This window comes from Kineothrix sp. IPX-CK, assembly GCF_039134705.1.
Classification (GTDB): Bacteria; Bacillota; Clostridia; order Lachnospirales; family Lachnospiraceae; genus Kineothrix; species Kineothrix sedimenti.
In genome coordinates, this window is record NZ_CP146256.1 from 3,851,188 (window position 1) to 3,870,401 (window position 19,214).

14 protein-coding genes, 1 tRNA gene, 1 pseudogene and 1 other annotated feature are annotated in these 19,214 nt (G+C 39.8%); of the genes and pseudogenes, 2 read left to right on the top strand and 14 right to left on the bottom strand.

The genetic code is table 11. The features are described from left to right. The first annotated feature begins 302 nt into the window (after positions 1-302). Positions 303-375: transfer RNA gene (locus tag V6984_RS18415), tRNA-Ala, on the top strand. Between the two features lie 101 nt (positions 376-476). On the opposite strand, the gene V6984_RS18420 is transcribed toward V6984_RS18415, so the two are convergent. Continuing rightward, complete coding sequence (locus tag V6984_RS18420; RefSeq protein WP_342757060.1) at positions 477-2,825, bottom strand: type I phosphomannose isomerase catalytic subunit; 2,349 nt, start codon at positions 2,823-2,825, stop codon at positions 477-479. A gap of 461 nt (positions 2,826-3,286) precedes the next feature. Here V6984_RS18420 and V6984_RS18425 point away from each other — a divergent pair, with 461 nt between their 5' ends. After that, entirely contained in the window at positions 3,287-5,272 is a 1,986-nt protein-coding gene (locus V6984_RS18425; RefSeq protein WP_342757061.1) for a collagen-like protein, read from the top strand. A gap of 21 nt (positions 5,273-5,293) precedes the next feature. Here V6984_RS18425 and tnpC read toward each other — a convergent pair whose 3' ends face one another. The 13 genes and pseudogenes from tnpC to V6984_RS18490 form a co-directional block, all read right to left on the bottom strand. After that, entirely contained in the window at positions 5,294-6,907 is a 1,614-nt protein-coding gene (gene tnpC / locus V6984_RS18430; protein ID WP_342756268.1) for an IS66 family transposase, read from the bottom strand. Between the two features lie 281 nt (positions 6,908-7,188). Then, complete coding sequence (tnpB, locus tag V6984_RS18435) at positions 7,189-7,548, bottom strand: IS66 family insertion sequence element accessory protein TnpB (protein WP_342756269.1); 360 nt, start codon at positions 7,546-7,548, stop codon at positions 7,189-7,191. Further along, positions 7,538-7,900, bottom strand: coding sequence for an IS66 family insertion sequence element accessory protein TnpA (tnpA, locus tag V6984_RS18440; RefSeq protein WP_342756270.1), 363 nt, complete (start codon positions 7,898-7,900; stop codon positions 7,538-7,540). The genes tnpB and tnpA overlap by 11 nt, the downstream gene beginning before the upstream one ends. A gap of 930 nt (positions 7,901-8,830) precedes the next feature. Further along, positions 8,831-8,886 (bottom strand) — a sequence feature (sodium ion sensor (DUF1646 type); this cis-regulatory element may regulate processes involved in with the transportation of sodium ions). A gap of 130 nt (positions 8,887-9,016) precedes the next feature. After that, the gene (locus V6984_RS18445; protein ID WP_342757062.1) at positions 9,017-9,667 is read right to left on the bottom strand and encodes a TrkA family potassium uptake protein; all 651 of its coding nucleotides are present in this window, start codon (positions 9,665-9,667) and stop codon (positions 9,017-9,019) included. Positions 9,668-9,683: 16 nt separating this feature from the next. Then, the gene (locus V6984_RS18450) at positions 9,684-11,024 is read right to left on the bottom strand and encodes a TrkH family potassium uptake protein (RefSeq protein WP_342757063.1); all 1,341 of its coding nucleotides are present in this window, start codon (positions 11,022-11,024) and stop codon (positions 9,684-9,686) included. A gap of 92 nt (positions 11,025-11,116) precedes the next feature. Beyond that, positions 11,117-11,695, bottom strand: a complete 579-nt coding sequence (locus tag V6984_RS18455) for an SOS response-associated peptidase (protein ID WP_342757064.1) — start codon at positions 11,693-11,695, stop codon at positions 11,117-11,119. A gap of 95 nt (positions 11,696-11,790) precedes the next feature. Further along, positions 11,791-12,835 (bottom strand): annotated as a pseudogene (gene rfbG / locus V6984_RS18460) (CDP-glucose 4,6-dehydratase). Between the two features lie 71 nt (positions 12,836-12,906). Beyond that, positions 12,907-13,794 carry a helix-turn-helix domain-containing protein gene (locus V6984_RS18465; RefSeq protein ID WP_342757065.1) on the bottom strand — a complete coding sequence of 296 codons (888 nt, stop codon included), beginning with the start codon at positions 13,792-13,794 and terminating at the stop codon, positions 12,907-12,909. 12 nt (positions 13,795-13,806) lie between these two features. After that, positions 13,807-14,748, bottom strand: coding sequence for a GDP-mannose 4,6-dehydratase (locus tag V6984_RS18470; protein ID WP_342757066.1), 942 nt, complete (start codon positions 14,746-14,748; stop codon positions 13,807-13,809). 63 nt (positions 14,749-14,811) lie between these two features. Beyond that, on the bottom strand, positions 14,812-15,843 hold the full coding sequence (gene gmd, locus V6984_RS18475) for a GDP-mannose 4,6-dehydratase (protein ID WP_342757067.1): 1,032 nt from the start codon (positions 15,841-15,843) through the stop codon (positions 14,812-14,814). Positions 15,844-15,933: 90 nt separating this feature from the next. Further along, on the bottom strand, positions 15,934-16,326 hold the full coding sequence (locus V6984_RS18480) for a GtrA family protein (RefSeq protein ID WP_342757068.1): 393 nt from the start codon (positions 16,324-16,326) through the stop codon (positions 15,934-15,936). Positions 16,327-16,329: 3 nt separating this feature from the next. Beyond that, a complete protein-coding gene (locus tag V6984_RS18485) occupies positions 16,330-17,574 on the bottom strand; it encodes a Coenzyme F420 hydrogenase/dehydrogenase, beta subunit C-terminal domain (RefSeq protein WP_342757069.1) in 1,245 nt (414 codons plus the stop codon). 9 nt (positions 17,575-17,583) lie between these two features. After that, on the bottom strand, positions 17,584-19,206 hold the full coding sequence (locus V6984_RS18490; RefSeq protein WP_342757070.1) for a hypothetical protein: 1,623 nt from the start codon (positions 19,204-19,206) through the stop codon (positions 17,584-17,586). Positions 19,207-19,214 lie beyond the last annotated feature (8 nt).

Genomic DNA, 19,214 nt, shown 5'->3' on the forward strand with positions numbered 1-19,214 from the left:
ATTTTGATTATCTATGTTTTCCCCTTTTGTTTTATGTAGATTGCCATAACAAGGTGATAGGCACCCTTGAGCTTCAAGCATGGTTTTATACAATTTTACGCGATGGATTACACTTTACAACAAAGTCGCTGTCGTTTTATAATAAATTTTGTAAAGGGGGGAAAGAAATAGTGATTTGAAACTTCAATTTCGGTCACTATTTCTTTTTTATTGGAAAAATAGCGGACGGCATCCTGCCATAAAATTAAAAGCAACAAATAGTTGCATTTGTATTCAGAAGTGCTATAATTATTTTCATGCATGGGGATATAGCTCAGTTGGGAGAGCGATACGTTCGCAACGTATAGGCCACGAGTTCGAGTCTCGCTATCTCCATTCTCATTTATCTGTGTTTTTGATTTTGGATTAATAGAGGATAGTATCGCACTTGCGGTTTAGCAAGTGCGATTTTTATATAAAGGCTTCCGATGAGGCTTCTACACTCTTGTAATCAGAATTTCGCAAATGCCTTCTATCCTGCATATCTTATCCGATTTCGGAAGGAAGAGGCTCTCTCCTCCGAAAAAGCTCATAGACGGATAGTCCGATTCGTTTATTCCAACACTTCCGCTTCCATTTATACAAACCAAAGAGAGAAAGGAATCTTCCGTCAGTGGAATTTCCATGCTGCCTTCTATCGTATATTTAACGCATTCAAAATATTTACAGCTGCACAGCAGGCGGGATTCATAGGTTTCTCCTTTTTCTGTTCCTGCCTCAAATTTCTGCGGCATGTACGGCCTGTAATCTATCACATCAAGTGCTTTTTCAATATGCAGGTCGCGATAATTCCCAAAGCGATCCTTACGATTATAATCATATAAACGATATGTGCATGAGGAGTTTTGCTGAACTTCACAGACCAGCAGACCTCCGCCGATCGCGTGCACTGTTCCAGCAGGGATGAAGTATACTTCTCCTTTTTCTACAGGAATCTTATTTAATATCTCAACTATGGTATTGTCCGCTACTCGTGCAGCCACCTCTTCTCTGGTTACTTCTTTTACGAAACCGCAGTAGATGTACGCCTCCTTTTCAGCATCCACGATATACCACATCTCATTCTTTCCGTATTCATCCTCTACTTCCAGCGCATACTCATCGTCAGGATGCACTTGGACTGAAAGAGGGGAATTAGCGTCTATAAATTTAATCAATATGGGAAAGCGGATCAAAGACTGGCACTTCCAGCCAAGGCTTTCTCTTCCTATCTTTTCCAGATATTCGGCAAAAAGCATGCCCTTGTGGCGGCCGTTCATGACCGTACTCTGGCCATCCGGATGGGCCGACAGCTCCCAGCTCTCTGCAATAATATCATAATCACAATTCTTACTGTAAATCTCCTTGAGCTTTGTCCCCCCCCACAGATAGTCTTTATAGGACGGCTGGAGCTTCACATAGGGCTCCAACTGATAGCCCAAGTCGATCTCCGTAAGGTCTCTGCTATCGACCGAAACCATATCCTCTTCCGATACGTTTTCACCTACCGACACCTCTATAATAATGAGGGGAACGATTCCAATATTTGACACCTGATGAACCATGTTCCGGCCCACATCGATAACATCATTCATTCCAAAATTGCCACTCACCCCATCCAGCTCAATCTTAGCCATTCCCGACACCACAGACCAATGCTCGCTGCGGTATTTATGGCTATGTGCATAAATGGTTTTTCCCGGGTAAATGATGATCTTCTTAACACGGTAAGTCGCTTCATCCACCACAAGCTCGTAGCTTCCCCACGCCCGGTACATGATTCTTCCATTATCTACAAATTCTCTGATCTGGGGAGATTCCTTAATAATGCTCTTAAGCTCGTCCGACTTCCCTTTTTTCCCAATATAAACAGCATCCGGCGTATTTACCACCAGTATGTCTTTCAATTCGTTAGCCACTACTGTACTTCTACTGCATTGATTTATAATCTCGGTATTCTCACAGCGATAGGCCACCTGCTTGCTTACTTCTGCAGTCTCCAGCTCCGTCGCCTTTAGATCTTCCAGACTGCCGATATCCTTCCAGCGAAAAGCGCAGTGCACCACCTTAGCGCGCTTCGTATGCTCAAATACAGACTTTTCTATGGCTGCAGCCGGTATTGTCCTTAATATGTCCTCTGTATAAAGCACATGACTCTTCATATGCTTTCTCGCCTTATAAGCGCTCCTGCATGCCTTCTCCAGCTCGGGAGAATACTTTTTAAGTTCCTGAAGCATATTGCCCACGTTGAACATAAAAGTCCCGCTATTTACCAGATATTCTCCGCTCTTCTGATATTCCAGTGCTTCCGCTCTGTCCGGCTTCTCCGTAAACTGAAGCACATCCTCTTCGCAAAAACGGATATAACCGAAACGCTCTTCAGGCTCCTCGATTTTCATTCCAAAGGTCACAAGATACCCTTCCTTGCTAAGCTCCTTCGCCCGAAGCATCGCTGCCTTATACTCTTCCCCTTCGATCAACTGGTCTGTGGGTACCACAAGGACTGTTTCAGACATAGGAAACTGGAGACACGCAAGGATGATAGCAGCCGTAGTCTTGCGGCCCAGTTCTTCAAAAATACAGCTTTCCGTCAAGCCTTGAAAAACACTTAGCTGATTCTCTATTATAAATTGATACTCTTTATTCGTAACTATTACAAATTCATCACAAAAAGGCAGATTTCTCGCTACAGTTTCCTGAAACATGGAATGAGTTTTCTGCAGCTTAATAAATTGCTTTGGATAATTTTTTCGCGATAATGGCCAAAGACGATCCCCTCGACCGCCTGCAAGTACAATACATTTCACAATGAAATTTCCTTTCGTAATAAAAAATTTATTTTTTTGTTATAAATTCTTAATTTTTTCTTGATTTTTTTGTTACTATGTGCTATATTTTAGTGGAAGCAGGTTATATCATCCATACGATGATGTCTCCCAAACCATTGGGTAGCGCGCCTTGTGGTTTATATATGCCTTGTCGAAAGACAAGGCATATATTTTTTGCCCGAATACATGAGCAAATCACAAAGCATGCTGCCGGATGTTTCTATACTCTTTCTATAAATCAAAGTATACTACATTTCATCAGAAATGGCATCAAAGATTTTCCAAATAGATTTCTGCTATAATCCTCCACATATAAGAATACAAATGACTAACATATTAGTATATGACCTGTAGCCCTAAAAGATACTAACGCTTTACGCTAATATACATATAATAAAATGAGGATAAAATAATAAACAATATCATAAGGAGATAAAAATATGTCATTACCAATCTTTCCGGAGGTAAGCCCTCCAATCAGCAGAGATGATGCTATCAATTATATTTTAGCCTCCATCGCTCTGGAAGAACTAGGATTAAGTCATATTTTAAACGCCGAAGGCGAAAAGATCCAGTTTGCATTAGGAACACTTCCCGGTGTAACCGGTCCTAATGCAACTATCGAAGAAGTCATTGAAGTAAATCAAAATGTTCTCGCTATTTTGGACAGTGCTGCCCAAAATCAGGTTATTTTAAATTCTAAGTTACGAAATGCCCTTTCAGCATCCACACTTCAGGGACCGACAGGACCCACCGGGCCTACTGGACCTTCCGGCGGACCAACCGGACCTACTGGACCGACTGGGGCTACGGGCGCTACGGGTGCTACCGGGGTTACCGGAGCCACGGGCGCTACCGGTATTACCGGATCTACTGGGGCCTTTATTCCGGGGGAACTGCTTTTTAATGTTATAGGTCCTACCGGAACAGCTAGTGTAGGTTTTGGAGAAGATATCACTTTTGAATCGTCTACTCTCGATATTACCGTAACTCCGGGCTCGGCGATTGTTAGAATTGAAGATCCCAATACCCCCGGTCCCACTGGGCCTACTGGACCGACTGGTGCTACTGGCGCTGATGGATCTACTGGGCCTACCGGACCTACCGGCGCTACTGGACCTACCGGCGCTACGGGACCTACCGGTGCTACTGGACCTACCGGCGCTACGGGACCTACCGGCGCTGACGGGCCTACCGGACCTACCGGCGCTACGGGACTGACTGGTGCTACCGGACCTACCGGCGCTACGGGACTGACTGGTGCTACCGGACCTACTGGGCCTACCGGACCTACTGGCGCTACAGGACCTACTGGACCGACCGGACCTACTGGCGCTACAGGACCTACCGGACCTACTGGGCCTACCGGACCTACTGGCGCTACAGGACCTACTGGCGCTACGGGTGCTACCGGTGCTGACGGACCGACCGGACCGACCGGGCCTACCGGCGCTACGGGCGCTACCGGACCTACTGGCGTCGCGGCCCCGGGTGAACTGCTTTTTAGCGTTCTCGGTACTACAGGAACCGCTGATGTAGGGTTTGGAGAAGCTATGACTTTCCAGTCAACCACTCTCGATATTACCGTAACTCCGGGTTCCGCAATCGTTACGATCGAAGATCCTAATACCCCCGGTCCGACTGGACCGACTGGGCCTACCGGCGCTACAGGACCTACCGGGGCTACCGGGCCTACCGGCGCTGACGGTGCTACCGGACCCACCGGTGCTGATGGTGTTACCGGACCGACTGGGGCTGATGGTGCTACCGGACCCACCGGGCCTACCGGGGCTGACGGATCTACTGGACCTACCGGCGCTACCGGACCCACCGGTGTCAATGGGCTGACTGGACCTACCGGCGCTACCGGACCCACCGGCGCTGATGGGGCTACCGGACCTACCGGCGCTGACGGCGCTACCGGACCTACTGGACCGACTGGGGCTGATGGCGCTACTGGTCCCACCGGCGCTACTGGGGCTACCGGACCTACTGGACCGACTGGTCCTAGCCTTTTATCAGGAATTGGCGTAGAGTTTGACACTGTGGCGCCAATTACAGTTGCAGATGAAGCGCCGTTTATATTTAATACTGTTCTAAACGACCAAAGTACGGCTGTTTCTTATAACGTATCCAATGGAGAGTTTACAATAAGCGATGCCGGAAACTATCTTATAAACTGGTGGATAGCTGCTGATGGTGCTGCTGCATCTCCAACAATTAGTATTTCACTGGTTCTTGACGGTACCCCGGTAGCGACAACGTCCTCCCCTGTAGTTTCCGGCATTATAAGCGGAACAGCATTTATTACGATCACTACAGTTCCGGCAATTATTGAGCTTGTAAATACCACAGGCGACGATGTCTTTACAGGGAGCTCCCTACAAAGGTATACGGTAAACCATGAGTACCGCCTTGAATTTTGACCGCCATTTTGGCGGCCTGGATTAATCTTTTGTTTTTATCCGGCAGTTCTCCGGGATTTTATCTGACCAGGGAAGTAGATCTTTCAGGAAATCCTGATCGGTATCTTCTTGATGTTCCATCAATTCTGTGAGTAAAAACTCCAGATAGCGGAATGGATTCAGATTGTTTGCCTTGGCTGTTTCAGTAATGCTGTAGGCTATGGCACTAGCCTTTGCTCCGTCAATCGTATCGATTAAGCGCCAGGTATGTTTATGGACACAGAAGGTGCGAAGTGCTGACTCTGTTGCATTGTTATCCAGAGGTACATCCCCGTCATCCAGGAACACTTTAAGATTCTTTTCATGATTGATACAGTAGCTGATGCCTTCCAATGTTTTGCCTTTTGATAGGCGGTTACTCATTTGAACATCTTTTGCCCATGCGAAGAAGGCCTCTACCAGTGGCTTTACGGTGAGCTGTCTCTCCTGCCTTCTTCGCTCAGGAGATAGCCCGGATAATCCATTATCCAGATGATATATGGCTGCGATCTGCTTCAATGCCTGATATGCGACCGTATCCTGTGCGGATTCCCGTCTATTCTTGGGAATCGCTTTGATTGCTTCGGCAAATCGCCGCCTGCCGTGAGCCCAGCATCCTGCAAATATGATATCCGGATTCTTTCGATCTAGTGAATCATATACAGCGTATGCATCGGTCACTAAGGTTCCATGAAAGTTCTTTAAGAACTCTTGCGGGTGCTCCGTCTTTCGAGTCTTTTGATACTCGTAAAGAATGATAGGAGTATCCTTATAACCCTTTCCTGTGCGGTATACCCACATGTAACTCTTGCTATTCGCAGGACGTCCATCCTTTGTTACGAATACTGGTGTTTCATCTGCCTGAAGAATGCGGAATGTAAGCAGCTCCTTCTGCAGATAATCGAACATGATCCCCAGATAACGTTCCGCACATTGGATTACCCAGTTTGCCAGGACCTGCTTGGATATATGGATATCGTTTCGTAAATACTCTTTATTGATACGTTCCAACGGCATTCCGTTTACGTACTTTGCATTATAGATACTCGCAACAAGTGATGGTGTTGCAATACTGTTTCGAAGAAGGCTCTTTGGACGGTCTGCTTTTACAATCGTTTGATTGTCCCTGCCTGCATAGACTGCCACGTGATGCTCTTCTACGGTATAGACAGCTGGTTCCACCTTGACTCTTTTATATACTTCGTCAGGCAATTGTTTCCATCCGTTCACTCCAAAGATTTCTGTCAGTTCTTCCTCGGATAATACATGAGGGATTTCGACAACTGGAAGGCCTGCTAAATCCTTATCTCGTTTTCCGACCTGCTTTTTCTTCTTTGCAGGAAGTACATCATCTTCAGCCGGTTCAACCACATAGAGGGTTTCCGTGAGTGCTTCTGCCTCATTAAATATGAAGTCAAGATTCAGCTGCCCATCCATTACCTCAAGCTTTTCCGAAGAGCGGCCATACCGCTGATTGTTTGCAACTGCAATCTGCTCGATGAGACGTTCCATGTTCTGGTTCAGCTGCTCTAATTGTTCCTGCATGGACAGGATGACAACCATCATGCTCTCTTTGCTTAAGCCATTCAGTTCATCAACCGTGTATTTTTTAGCCATTTCGCCGCTCCTTTAACTGTCATCTATTATACGATAAATGCAGGGAAAAAGCGAATCCGGGTAATTCGGGTCATCGGCATTTTGACGGTGTATAACTACTCTGAAACCTCTAAGAAATGGCTGGTTTTCTTGGTTTTTCAAAGTTTTATCCACTTGAATTAGTTTTCCGGGTTTTGCAGGGAGAACTAATTCACTTTACTAGCTTGTTCTGGTGGATAACTATCCGGATGCGGCGAATCCTGTCAGATTTAACATTTTCAATTTCTACGAAATGCACAAAATCAGAGTAGATCTGTACGATCAACTTCCTGGATCGGTTTCTTTGCAATGACTTCGATACCTTCCATTAACCGTTGGTACTGTTCCTGCGTAATCTCCAGTGCTTCTTCGGTAGTACGAGGCCAGTTGAAGCCTCCAATTTCAAGTCGCTTATATAGTAGCAGGAAACCATCACCTTCCCAAAGAAGTCCTTTCACACGGTCTGTCCGTTTGCCGCAAAAAAGAAACAAAATATTCTTCTGGAACGGATCAAGATTGAAATTATATTTTACAATGGATGCTAACCCGTCAATTCCACGTCGTAAGTCCGTGTAGCCGGTGGCAAGATATATCTTCCGAAATCCAGATGAATCATTGAACATAAGATAGTGCTCCTATCAACCGGCGGAGAAATGCATCCGATGCAGAATCTGCAATTTCAATCATACATCCATTTACATGGATGGTAGCGGAAGAACTTCCGCATTCGTATTTTGGTTCCGCAGTCTTAATTACGTTAGGAACTTCAACAAAACCAGTTGAGAGATCCGTGGGAGCCATACTTGCCTGTATGGTATAGGCCTCTTCCCGAACCCTACGCTGCCAGTAGTAAAACTGTTTCTCGTCGACCTGATTTTGTTCGCACCACTGTTTTTTTGATAATCCGCTTACATTACATTTCTGGATGAGCTTGCTCCAACGGGCCAATCTCATCTTGTGAGTGATCTTGTCCATTCAATAGACCTCCTTGATTCTTTGGAGGCATTATCTCATGGATGTAACTAATTGACACGGTACTGGTTATTTACCGTGTACCTACAAAGCGGCGGATTAACAATTATACACGCTTAGACGGAATTACCAGCCCGACTGGCGCTACCGGACCGACAGAATTGATGATTAAAGAGGGCTTCCACAAGTCATAAAATGACTTGAGAAAGCCCTTGTTTTTTATACAATCATTATCCTATCTGCATTCCCTAAAATTGAATTTAAATTTCTACATAATTCCTTAAATATATCAACAAAACCTCTAAAGATTGCTCCTGAAAATCGTACTCGACAGTGTTAAGTCACGGTGAGGGTACTTTTTAAGATCTTAGGAATAGATTCTTTAGCCCTGCTCTTATATTGCCTAGAAGAAATAGCAGCAGGTCATAATCCTCGATTCATAATGATTTTATTTTTTTAATTACCAAATATCTGAAATTTGAAAAAAACATTGATACAATACCACTTGTGGTATGGAATATCGGGAAATACAATATAATAAATGCAATAAGGCCCATTAAAAAATGTGCGAAATATTTTTGACATTAATATAATTAACGCGGCTTTTCTTGGATCATATTTAGCAGAAATCTGAACAGTAAATACGTTCAGTGCATAATTAAGGATAGAAGCTGCGCTGCCTGCCATTGAGCCTAAAATCACGGAGGAATCAAGTCTGTCTGTAAAAATATAAAAACTAATCATTATCAGGAAAAGGCCAATTACGCAAAGGATGGTTTGATATATTTCTTTATAAATTGCTGTTCGAAATATGTACATCTGTATACCTCCTTTTTGCAGCGTATAATTAAAGTAAGAACCTGAAAGCCAATGAAGTTAGTAAAAATAAAAGTAAAGAAGCAACTAAAAAAGGCGGGAGCTCGCTAAAAAGCGAACTTCCCACCCCAGAAGCTGTAATTCTTGAAAGCAAATTTCATCTTTGCCCAACCGAACCATCATTATTGATTTTGTCAAGATATTCTACTATATATCAAGCTCAAATGTCAATGGATAAAATAACCTTTTTCCTAGACCTGCAAACACCACGCTTTTAGAGGATCCAATGCAACAGTTGGAAGACTATTTTATGTGCATCATCTTCGAACAATCCTTCGTGTTTCCTCCGATAATTAAATGCTCACTTTGTTCAAAGACGTGCTCGGCGCTGGTAACAGGGATTGTTCTTCCATCCAGCTTTATTGCGATAATATTAACATTGTATCTGGAGCGTACATTTACTCGCTTTATATTTTTCCCCACCCAACTATCCGGAACTCCGATTTCAAGAATGGAGAAATCATCTGTTAATTCAAAGTAATCGAATACATTACGTGCACCATATTTACGGGCAGCACGTAACGCAACATCCCTCTCTGGATGGATAACCTCATCCGCACCGTTACGCAGCAGGAACTTCTCATGAATTGCTCTGTCCGCTTTGGATACCACATATTTCGCTCCCAAATCTTTTAGTAAGGAGGTTATTTCAAGAGATGCCTGAAAATTATCTCCAATACATACAAAACATATATCAAAATTACTTACACCCAAAGATTGCAGGAGCTTTTCATCCATGCAATCTCCAATTTTGGCGTGTGTAACGAAGGGAAGCAAATCAGTTATTTTTTCCTCATCCTTATCAACTATCATTACTTCATTGCCAAGTTCTGCAATTCTTGTAGCCAGATGTAAACCAAAACGGCCAATACCAATCACTAATATGGATTTCATGTTTTTCCCTCCTAAATTAACCAATGATAACTTTTTCTTCTGGATTTCTGAAGCCGGGCTTTGTCCGCACCAATACCGCGGTTATTAAGGTTAAACTACCAACCCGTCCACTATACATAAGCAATATGATGACTAAACGTGACAGCGTATCCAATTCACGCGTAATGCCCGTGGACAGCCCCACTGTACTAATTGCTGATAATGTCTCGAAAATCACATCTTTGATAGGCAATTTCTGGCCTATAATAAGAAGAAATATTCCTATAATTGACAATATTATATATATAGTTACACAGCAAACAGCTCGTTTAAGAGCATTGCTTTCCAACCTTCTGTGAAAAATATTAATGTCGTTTGTGTTCCGGATGTAGGCGACCGTTGCCATCAAAATGACCATAATCGTAGTTGTTTTGATACCGCCGCCGGTAGAACCGGGAGATGCCCCAATAATCATTAAAAGCATTAGCAAAAATGTGCCGCCTTCTGTGAGTCCTCCCATATCCACGCTATTAAAACCTGCTGTTCTTGGCGAGATCGACTGAAATAATGATGTCACCAGTTTATCAATCGGCTTCATCGCTGCAAGTGTATTGTCTTTTTCCATAATATAAAATAAAACTGCACCACCTATAATTAGAAATACCGTGGATAACAGTACGATCTTGGTATGAAGCCTGTATCTTCTATAACACAATTTACGTTCCATCACATCATTCCAAACAATAAACCCAAGTCCACCCATAACAATCAATGCCATTATAGTAAAATTGATAAGAATATCACTCTGATACGGAATCAATGATATATATGGATCGAATCGTCCCATCAAGTCAAACCCAGCATTGCAAAAAGCAGATATGGAATGGAATATGGCATAATAAATTCCTGTTACCAATCCCATTTGAGGGCAGAAGCGAATGGCAAGCAACAATGCCCCAACGCTTTCCAATATTGCTGTACAGATAGTTATACGTTTAGTCAATCGTACAACACCACCTATCTGAAACGCATTGACCGATTCAGCTAAGACGCTCCGCTCTGAAAGACCGATTTTACGTCTGGTCATCATTAGAAAAAGCGTGGTAATCATCATAAATCCCAAACCGCCCACCTGGATCAGACATATAATAACGAGCTGGCCAAACAAGCTAAATTGTGTATATGTATCATATACGACCAAACCTGTTACGCAAGTAGCAGAAGTTGAAGTAAATAATGCATTTACGAATGGAATGGAATGGAAATCCTTGCTGGCAATAGGCAAAGATAAAAGAATTGCTCCAATTAATATAATAAAAGCGAAACCAAGCGTAATTATCTGTATGGGACTGATCTTTATTTTCTTCAAACACCGCATTATATCATTCCTCTTGTTATCCATGCTGGAACAATTCGAACAGGTAATTTCTACTGTTCCCACCACTGTACATCTAATACTAAAAAATATTATTAAAATGGTAATGTGAATTGTTCATAGTCTCTTATTTGATTGAGCTGAGACGGAATTTTTTGTATGGCCCAATCCGCAAACTCGTCTTCAAATATCCAATTTTCTAACTCATTCTCCTTTAGCAATAATGGCATGCGGTCATGTACGTTCCGGACAGAGTCATTGGCCCTCGTTGTTAGTATGACAAACCGCTTGGCATCTTCATATGATTTCCATATCCCAGCCATATATAAAATATTGCTATTCTTTCTTTCAAAGCGAACTTTGTTCTTCTCCTTGTCCCATTCATAGAACCCGGAAGCAGGGATAATACAGCGATTATTCAAAAAAGAGTCCCTAAAAGTCCTCTTCGTCTTTACCGATTCACATCTGGCATTAATGATAACTCCTTTTCCATTGAAATGAGGAAATCCCCATATCATATCGGTTAGAACCAGAGACTCCTGATTTCCATAAATTACAGGCACTCTATTGGTGGGAAAAACATCGCCTTTAAAGTTTACTTTAGCATCTATCTCTGTTACTATTTCCTCTATTTCATTTATCAAATCATCCTGAATATAATATCTTCCACACATATTGATTTATCTCACACAGCCTGAATTATTCTCTACTATATACAGTCATACAGAAACAATCACTAATAAAATTAACCGAAGGCACTTTATCATTTCTAAAATATTTCAGTGTATAAAAATTCTTCTATCTGTCGTTCCATACACAGTGATACATCTCGTTTTTTTTTCATTTAGATATATATCTGTCCACTCAACAATCTTTTCCATAGTTATTTCTACATTCCATCGCGGTTTCCAATCAAATGTTTTTTTCATTTTAGAACAATCGAGTTTTAGGAAATTAGCTTCATGCGGTCCGCCGTCATATTCATTTTTCCAGTAAATAGAAGCCCCCATTCGAGCATTCCACTTTTCACAAAAAAGAGTCACCAAATCGCCTGTTGTCCAACAATCCGTTTCGTCTGGTCCTACGTTATAACTGCCCGCATAATCAATGTCTTCGTATTGAGCCTGGCATATCATTAGATAAGCCATTACAGGTTCCAGCACATGCTGATAAGGCCTTGTAGAAAATGGATTTCGCACAATGATTTCCTTCCTATCTATAGCCGCCCTGATACAATCTGGAATAATTCTATCCATAGCAAAATCACCGCCACCAATAACATTTCCGGCACGTGCTGTAGAAATTGCAATTGAAGTATTTGCAAAAAACGAATTCCTACAACTGCTTGTAACGAGTTCGGAGCATGATTTAGAATTAGAATAAGGATCATAGCCATTCAATTCTTCATTCTCCCGATATCCCCATTCCCATTCGTGATTCAAATACACTTTGTCAGTTGTCACATTAAGAAATGACTTTACAGAAACAGAATTACGTATACATTCAAGTACATTTACCGTTCCCATAACATTTACCTCATATGTATATGCCGGGTTCTTATATGAATCACGTACAATTGGCTGAGCTGCCATATGAATGACTATTTCTGGCCGCACTTCGTCGAATACTTGTTGTAAGTGCCTTAAATCCCGGATGTCCCCTATAATTGACTTCATCGTATCCGCCACACCACAAATTTCAAAAAGGTTAGGATTTGTAGGTGGCTCTAATGCATAGCCAGTGACCAGCGCTCCGGCATCAGCCAGCACCTTACACATCCAACTCCCTTTAAAGCCCGTATGGCCAGTTATCATAAGCTATTTATTCTTATAAAAGCTAGTGTCTAATTTCACTTTGCTTCCCTCACTTAATCCACACTTGCACTCTATTTTACCCACTGTGACCACTTCATCCGATACTCTTCCGCTGTCATCTTTTCACCATCTTGAAATAACTTTCTAAATAAGTCATCATTTCCTATACCCGATTCTTCTATTATTTCTTTTATCGGCTTTACTGTAAATCGAAGCAATTCCTTTGCTGCCGTAAACCTTCTGTTTACAATATAGTCACGCAATGTTATTCCATATGTTTTTTGAAAGCAGATATCAAGTTCTTCTTCATCTATACCATATCTACCAGTAAAAATATGAAGCAATTCAGGCTCTTGATATTTTTCATTTACACATTCTCTTATTTCATTACATATCTCTTTATATTTCTGCTGATTTTCTTTTTCGTGATGTATCACGGTAAAAAGACAGGTATTTATTAGCTGTCCCAGAATATTTCCACTCAGTAATTCGGACTCAAGATCCTTTTCTTTCTGGTATTCCATCAATCTATTTATATAGCCTTCTAATTCTACAAGACCTTCTGGCGCAAAAATATTCTTTTGTTGATTCTGTTCCATGAACAAATCAAAATATTCCTTAGCGGTATTTCCATTAAAATGTACCCACATAAGCTCCCACGGCATCTTTTTGCTACTCTCATGGGCATAATAATCCATACAATTAATTAATGCACAATAACCTTTTTTTACCTTAAACTCTACGTTCCCTATAGTAATTGTTCCTGCCCCGCTTAACACTCCAAGAAATAAAAAAGAATCTAACTTTTCTCTCTGAGACTTATGCGGCTGCAAGCTTTTTAATTTTCCTACCTCTTGCACATAAAGTAAATTCCTTTTTGCAAATTCTCCAGGGGTATGCAATATCCTTTTAGAATCGGTTATTCCCGTTGTCGTAAATAATGTACTGATATCACCCATAACATTCCCTCTCTATACTCTTTCACGCCAATAATTCAGTGTTTCCTTTATTGTCTGTTCTAAGGTTATCTCCGGTTCCCAACCAGTAAGTTTCCGCAACTTTGTAGTATCAGCTTCAATAATGGGGACATCTACTGGTCTTAATTTATTAGGATCAATTTCTACTTTAATATTCTGATGAGACAATGAAATAATCAATTCCAATATTTCTCTGATGGATACCGCATGTCCACTACCAACATTATATGTTTCTCCCGACTTACCTTTTTCAATTAACATGGCATATGCACGCACCACATCTCTAACATCAGTAAAGTCACGCTTTGCCTCAAGGTTCCCCACATACATAACAGGCTCCCTTATCCCCTTCTCAATTTCTGCAACTTGCTTGCAAAAGTCAGCCACAACAAATATAGGTGCCTGCGTCGGCCCTATATGGTTAAAAGCCCTCACCATCATTAATTCCATATCATAAGCTTGAGCATAAATATTTCCAATCATGTTCTGACATACCTTGGTTGCAGCATATATATTCCCCGGACGAATCATATTTTCCTCCTTAATCGGAGATTCCCCTTCATTAATATGCCCGTATTCTTCTCCTGAACCGATTAAAATAACTCTTGGTTTGTAATATAATTCACGCACAGCATCCATGACATTTACACTGCCTTTAATATTTACATCAATTGTCAGGCATGGATTCTTCCAGGCTAATCCAACAGAGCTTTGTGCCGCAAGATGAAATATATAATCTGGTCTGATTTCAAATAACAGCGACACAATCGCTTCTTTATCCAGAATATCCAAATTATATTCTTTTACATTACTATTGCTAATTTCTTCGCGTAAAAGCTTTGTAACATACACTTCCATGTTACATTCTTTCTGTAAATATTCCATTAAATAGTTGCCTACAAAACCGGCCGCCCCTATAATCATTGCTTTTTTCATTTGCTAATACCATGAAAGGGAATCCTTTCTTAGAATTCCCTTTTCCCTTGTTGTCCTATTTTTCTACAAGCTATTATATGCAATTTCCTTTTTCACCAATTCCATATCATTATTAACCATACGTTCAACTAACTCATCAAAAGAAATTTTTCTTTCCCATCCTAGTTCCCTATCGGCTTTAGCAGGATTACCCAATAAAATATCAACTTCTGCCGGCCGGAAAAAGTCCTTATTGATCTTCACGATTTCTTTTCCAGTCGCTTTATCTCTTCCAATCTCATCAACTCCTATACCGGACCATTCTACTGCAATTCCTACTTTTGAAAAGGCTATTTCCACAAATTCCCGTACGGTTCTAGTCTCATTCGTCGCAATTACGTAATCATCTGCTTGTTCTTGTTGTAACATCAACCACATAGCATATACATAATCTTTGGAATGTCCCCAGTCACGCTTAGAATCCATATTACCTAATTCAATATATTCCTGCACGCCAAGTTTGATTCGAGCTACCGCATCTGTAATCTTACGAGTAACGAATTCTTTTCCCCTACGCTCACTTTCGTGATTAAAAAGAATGCCACTGCATGCATATAAGCCATAGCTTTCTCTATAATTCTTCGTAATCCAATGTCCATACAACTTCGCCACTCCATAAGGACTTCTGGGATAAAAGGGAGTTGATTCACATTGCGGAATAGCCTGTACTAATCCGAACATTTCAGAAGTTGATGCCTGATAAAATCTACAAAAGGGTTTTACTGTGCGGATGGCCTCCAGCATATTCGTTACGCCTAACGCATCGATCTGAGCGGTCGCCAACGGCTGCTCCCAAGATGTAGCGACAAAAGATTGTGCTGCAAGGTTATAGACCTCATCAGCCTGCGATATTCTCATGGCATTAATTAGCGATACAACATCCGTCATGTCTGCATAAATGAAATGTATTTTATCCTTAATATGCTCAACGTTTCCATAATCTACTACGGATTTACGGCGCATGATTCCATATACATTATACCCTTTTTCCACCAATAGTTCCGCAAGATAAGAACCGTCCTGCCCATTTATTCCTGTTATTAAAGCATTCTTCATTATTATTACCTCAAATTCTTTTAATATTATTAATATTTTATTATAACTTATAACTTATTGCAATGTTTTAATTTAACTTTTATACTACCTTTAATCTCTAAAAACCCCATATGCCGATAAAAAATAATTAATAACAGTTGTAATAATAATCATTATACATTTAGCAAAAAAGTCCCCGCTTCCTAAGACTTCTACTAAAAATATTTGTCCCAAAAAGTCCACAATTCCGGAAATACTACGAGCAAATATGAAACGCATTATTTCACCTAATTGCTCATACAAAGTCGTCTTAGTCCGAAATACAAACCTTTTATTAGAAAAATACGCAAATACTTTTGTAAAAATAATGGAAATAATATTAGCAACTCTATAGTCAAAAACTATTTCTAATAATGCATAGGATAATAAACCCACAAATACAGTGGCACACCCCCAAAAACCATACCTAATTAACTGAAGCATTTTGTCTTTTTTTAATTTCATTTATTACTTCCTTAATAATTTGCTCAACTTTATTAAAATACTAAATGGCACTATATTCAAGAGAAACCTGCCTAACTTTCCATGCCCAATTATCAATATCAATGCCATAATATGTGCATTAATGCGCTTAGTAAAAGAAATCTTTTCATTTGGATAAATATGATATTCTGGAAAATCTCTTTTATATTTTTTTCTAATCCAGATTTCAATCTTTTTATGCTTAATTATTTTTTTCTGAGTTTCCTTTATCTGCTGAACAGAACTATCGTCTACCACTATTTTATCATTATTTATAATATCCTTTAGTAACTGTTCACCCTTCTCTGTACGACAAATAATTCTAGACCATCCAATTCCATGCTCCCACGCATCACCAACAGAAATATCTGCGAATTCGGCCGAATAGTCATAACAAGCCAAACACCTCTCTGGGGAAAAAAACAAATTTAAAAATGTATATCCGTGTTTTTCGATAAAGAATTCGTTTTGATTACTTCTAATATAAAACCCGGTTTGATCATTTCTTTTTTTTCTATAAGACAATTCCTCTATTTCATTAGGCGCAAATCTACTCTTCCTTATCAAAAATTTCGTTGCATCTTGGCTCATATTAAACCCACAGAAAAGTCCAACAATTATATGAATGTTATCTTTTAATTTCTTATCATTTTCTAAGGCTTTATGCAAGCCTTGAATTTGGCATGGAAGACCAACATAAGCATATCTTTTATTTGTTCCGCGAATTTGTTCAAGTATAACATTTGTAGGTGATGAAATATATTTCGATTGAGCAGCTGATAAAACATCTTCAACCTTATCCACAATAGTCGCTTGTACCTTCATGATATTTTCTGCATCTTGCATTGTTACTATAACTCCATCTACCACTTGAGTCGATAAAAGAAACAATAAAATTTCGGTTATAATGCCGCCGGAAGCTCCTTTTTTCCTAATATTTTCATTTTTAGAATAACCGCTATAAATATATTTATATACGCCTAAAGTATTATCACTATTTTTAATGTCCGTTTTACTAAAAAGCTTACTTTCAAATTCAGGATAATTAAATTCTGCTCCAGGGCATACATTCACGCATTTTCCACAAGCAATACATTTTTCTGGTAAGCAGTATATAGAACCATTATCAGCGCTCAGAGCATTTGTTGGGCACATTCCTACACAAGTACCACAATAGGTACACAAATTTCTATTTATAACCATATTCCTTAATGTATTACAATCATTCATTTTCTTGCATTACCCTTTTACCTCAATTGACATTATATTTATTTGGTCCAATTTTATTTCTTTATGAATCTGAAACAATACATTCTTTCCATAATTATTTTCATCATGTATACTTATATCAGAAATAGAATAAAACTTTCCGGATGCAACATGTCTTGCAGAAAAATTATCGGCAGCTTCTAGTTCTATTAATTCTGGACTTGTAATCTCATCATCAATTATTATTTTTTCATCATCCCACTTAATTCTTCTGGAAATTATTATATCTGTATGCTTATCTACTAAGATTATTTTCTTTTTAAGCATACTTATAATTTTATTACCAAAAACAAATGATAGCACTCTCAACCCTAAATGTAGAATTGGTGACGGCATTTTAAGAGAAACCTTTGTAAACTTTCCGTTTATCTCTAAATAATTACCATTCTTTTTGACTGAATATTCATTATCTTGCCAATTAGTAACAGCAATATTTCCCTCTCCATAATTTACCCTATATCCAAAGTCGGATATAGATTGTTGATTATTGATAAATGTTCTGATAACCCCGCCTTTTTTAGCTCCAATAATACAATACGAACTTATCTCTTTGCTCATACGTGATAAGACAAAAAGACCTGCTTCTGGAAAATACTTTTCCTCCTTACTTTCAAAGGGCAACAGTCCAACGTTGTTATCAGGTTTTACGTTCATTTTTTCTTTTTCCAATGCTCTTAAAAAAGAGTGCAATAAATAATGGCTATAATATCTATCGTCTACTGCATCCATAAAATATCCCGGTTCATTTGATTTTTGTAATATAAATTTTTTTATTGCAATTGCATCTTTATTTCCTAAATGAACCATAACTTCAATCCCATTAGGCAAAAAATACGTAGTATTTCTTGAACCGTACTCTCCCCCTACCGTGATATCTGGATGAATAAAATATTTAATGAACTCCACTATTTTATTTAACGGTTCTAAAACTCTTTCATCACGGCTCATCCAATAATATTCGGCCAACATATCCAGCGAAACACTAAGATAGCCTATATCAGCTCCTCCATATTCTGGAAACCATCCTTCAACAGACTGTAAGTCTAATATTCTTCGCAGTTTGTTTTCTAATCCTTCTAAAACCCATTTTTCATTTGTAATCGTATACAAAGAATATAAGGCTGTTATAGATGCAATTTCCTGATTATAAGCCTTCATTTCTATATGAGATATTAAGTATTTGCCTGTTTTCCTCATTGCCTCCACAAGATTTTGATCATAAACTTGTAGCCGTTTGTATATTTCACAAGACGAAAATAACGAAAAGGCTGTTGGCGGAAATCCGTGCTCATTAGGATAATATTCATTATAGCTTCCATCCCTAAGCTGAATCTTTTTCCAATAATATAAAGTCGCTTTCGCCCATGACTCAGCCGCATTTCGTTTATAGTATATATTTCCCTCAAAATCAACTGTGTCCAAGAGGGCTATTGCCAATCCCGTCTGTTGTAATATTGCAGACGAAAAATCTCTTATCTTTAAATGCCAAAAGTTCCTGTCACAACATCCATATGTTTTTGAATGCTTATCTCTATCGACTTGCGTCAATACCCTAGGAACTGATTTCATTATAAATGGAATATATCCGCTCATATGTATCT

Bases quoted from the DNA above. Each gene is read 5' to 3' on its own strand.
- V6984_RS18425 (WP_342757061.1), top strand. From the start codon at position 3,287: ATGTCATTACCAATCTTTCCGGAGGTAAGCCCTCCAATCAGCAGAGAT.
- tnpC (WP_342756268.1), bottom strand. From the start codon at position 6,907: ATGGCTAAAAAATACACGGTTGATGAACTGAATGGCTTAAGCAAAGAG.
- tnpB (WP_342756269.1), bottom strand. From the start codon at position 7,548: ATGTTCAATGATTCATCTGGATTTCGGAAGATATATCTTGCCACCGGC.
- tnpA (WP_342756270.1), bottom strand. From the start codon at position 7,900: ATGGACAAGATCACTCACAAGATGAGATTGGCCCGTTGGAGCAAGCTC.
- V6984_RS18445 (WP_342757062.1), bottom strand. From the start codon at position 9,667: ATGAAATCCATATTAGTGATTGGTATTGGCCGTTTTGGTTTACATCTG.
- V6984_RS18450 (WP_342757063.1), bottom strand. From the start codon at position 11,024: ATGCGGTGTTTGAAGAAAATAAAGATCAGTCCCATACAGATAATTACG.
- V6984_RS18455 (WP_342757064.1), bottom strand. From the start codon at position 11,695: ATGTGTGGAAGATATTATATTCAGGATGATTTGATAAATGAAATAGAG.
- V6984_RS18465 (WP_342757065.1), bottom strand. From the start codon at position 13,794: ATGGGTGATATCAGTACATTATTTACGACAACGGGAATAACCGATTCT.
- V6984_RS18470 (WP_342757066.1), bottom strand. From the start codon at position 14,748: ATGAAAAAAGCAATGATTATAGGGGCGGCCGGTTTTGTAGGCAACTAT.
- gmd (WP_342757067.1), bottom strand. From the start codon at position 15,843: ATGAAGAATGCTTTAATAACAGGAATAAATGGGCAGGACGGTTCTTAT.
- V6984_RS18480 (WP_342757068.1), bottom strand. From the start codon at position 16,326: ATGAAATTAAAAAAAGACAAAATGCTTCAGTTAATTAGGTATGGTTTT.
- V6984_RS18485 (WP_342757069.1), bottom strand. From the start codon at position 17,574: ATGAATGATTGTAATACATTAAGGAATATGGTTATAAATAGAAATTTG.
- V6984_RS18490 (WP_342757070.1), bottom strand. From the start codon at position 19,206: ATGAGCGGATATATTCCATTTATAATGAAATCAGTTCCTAGGGTATTG.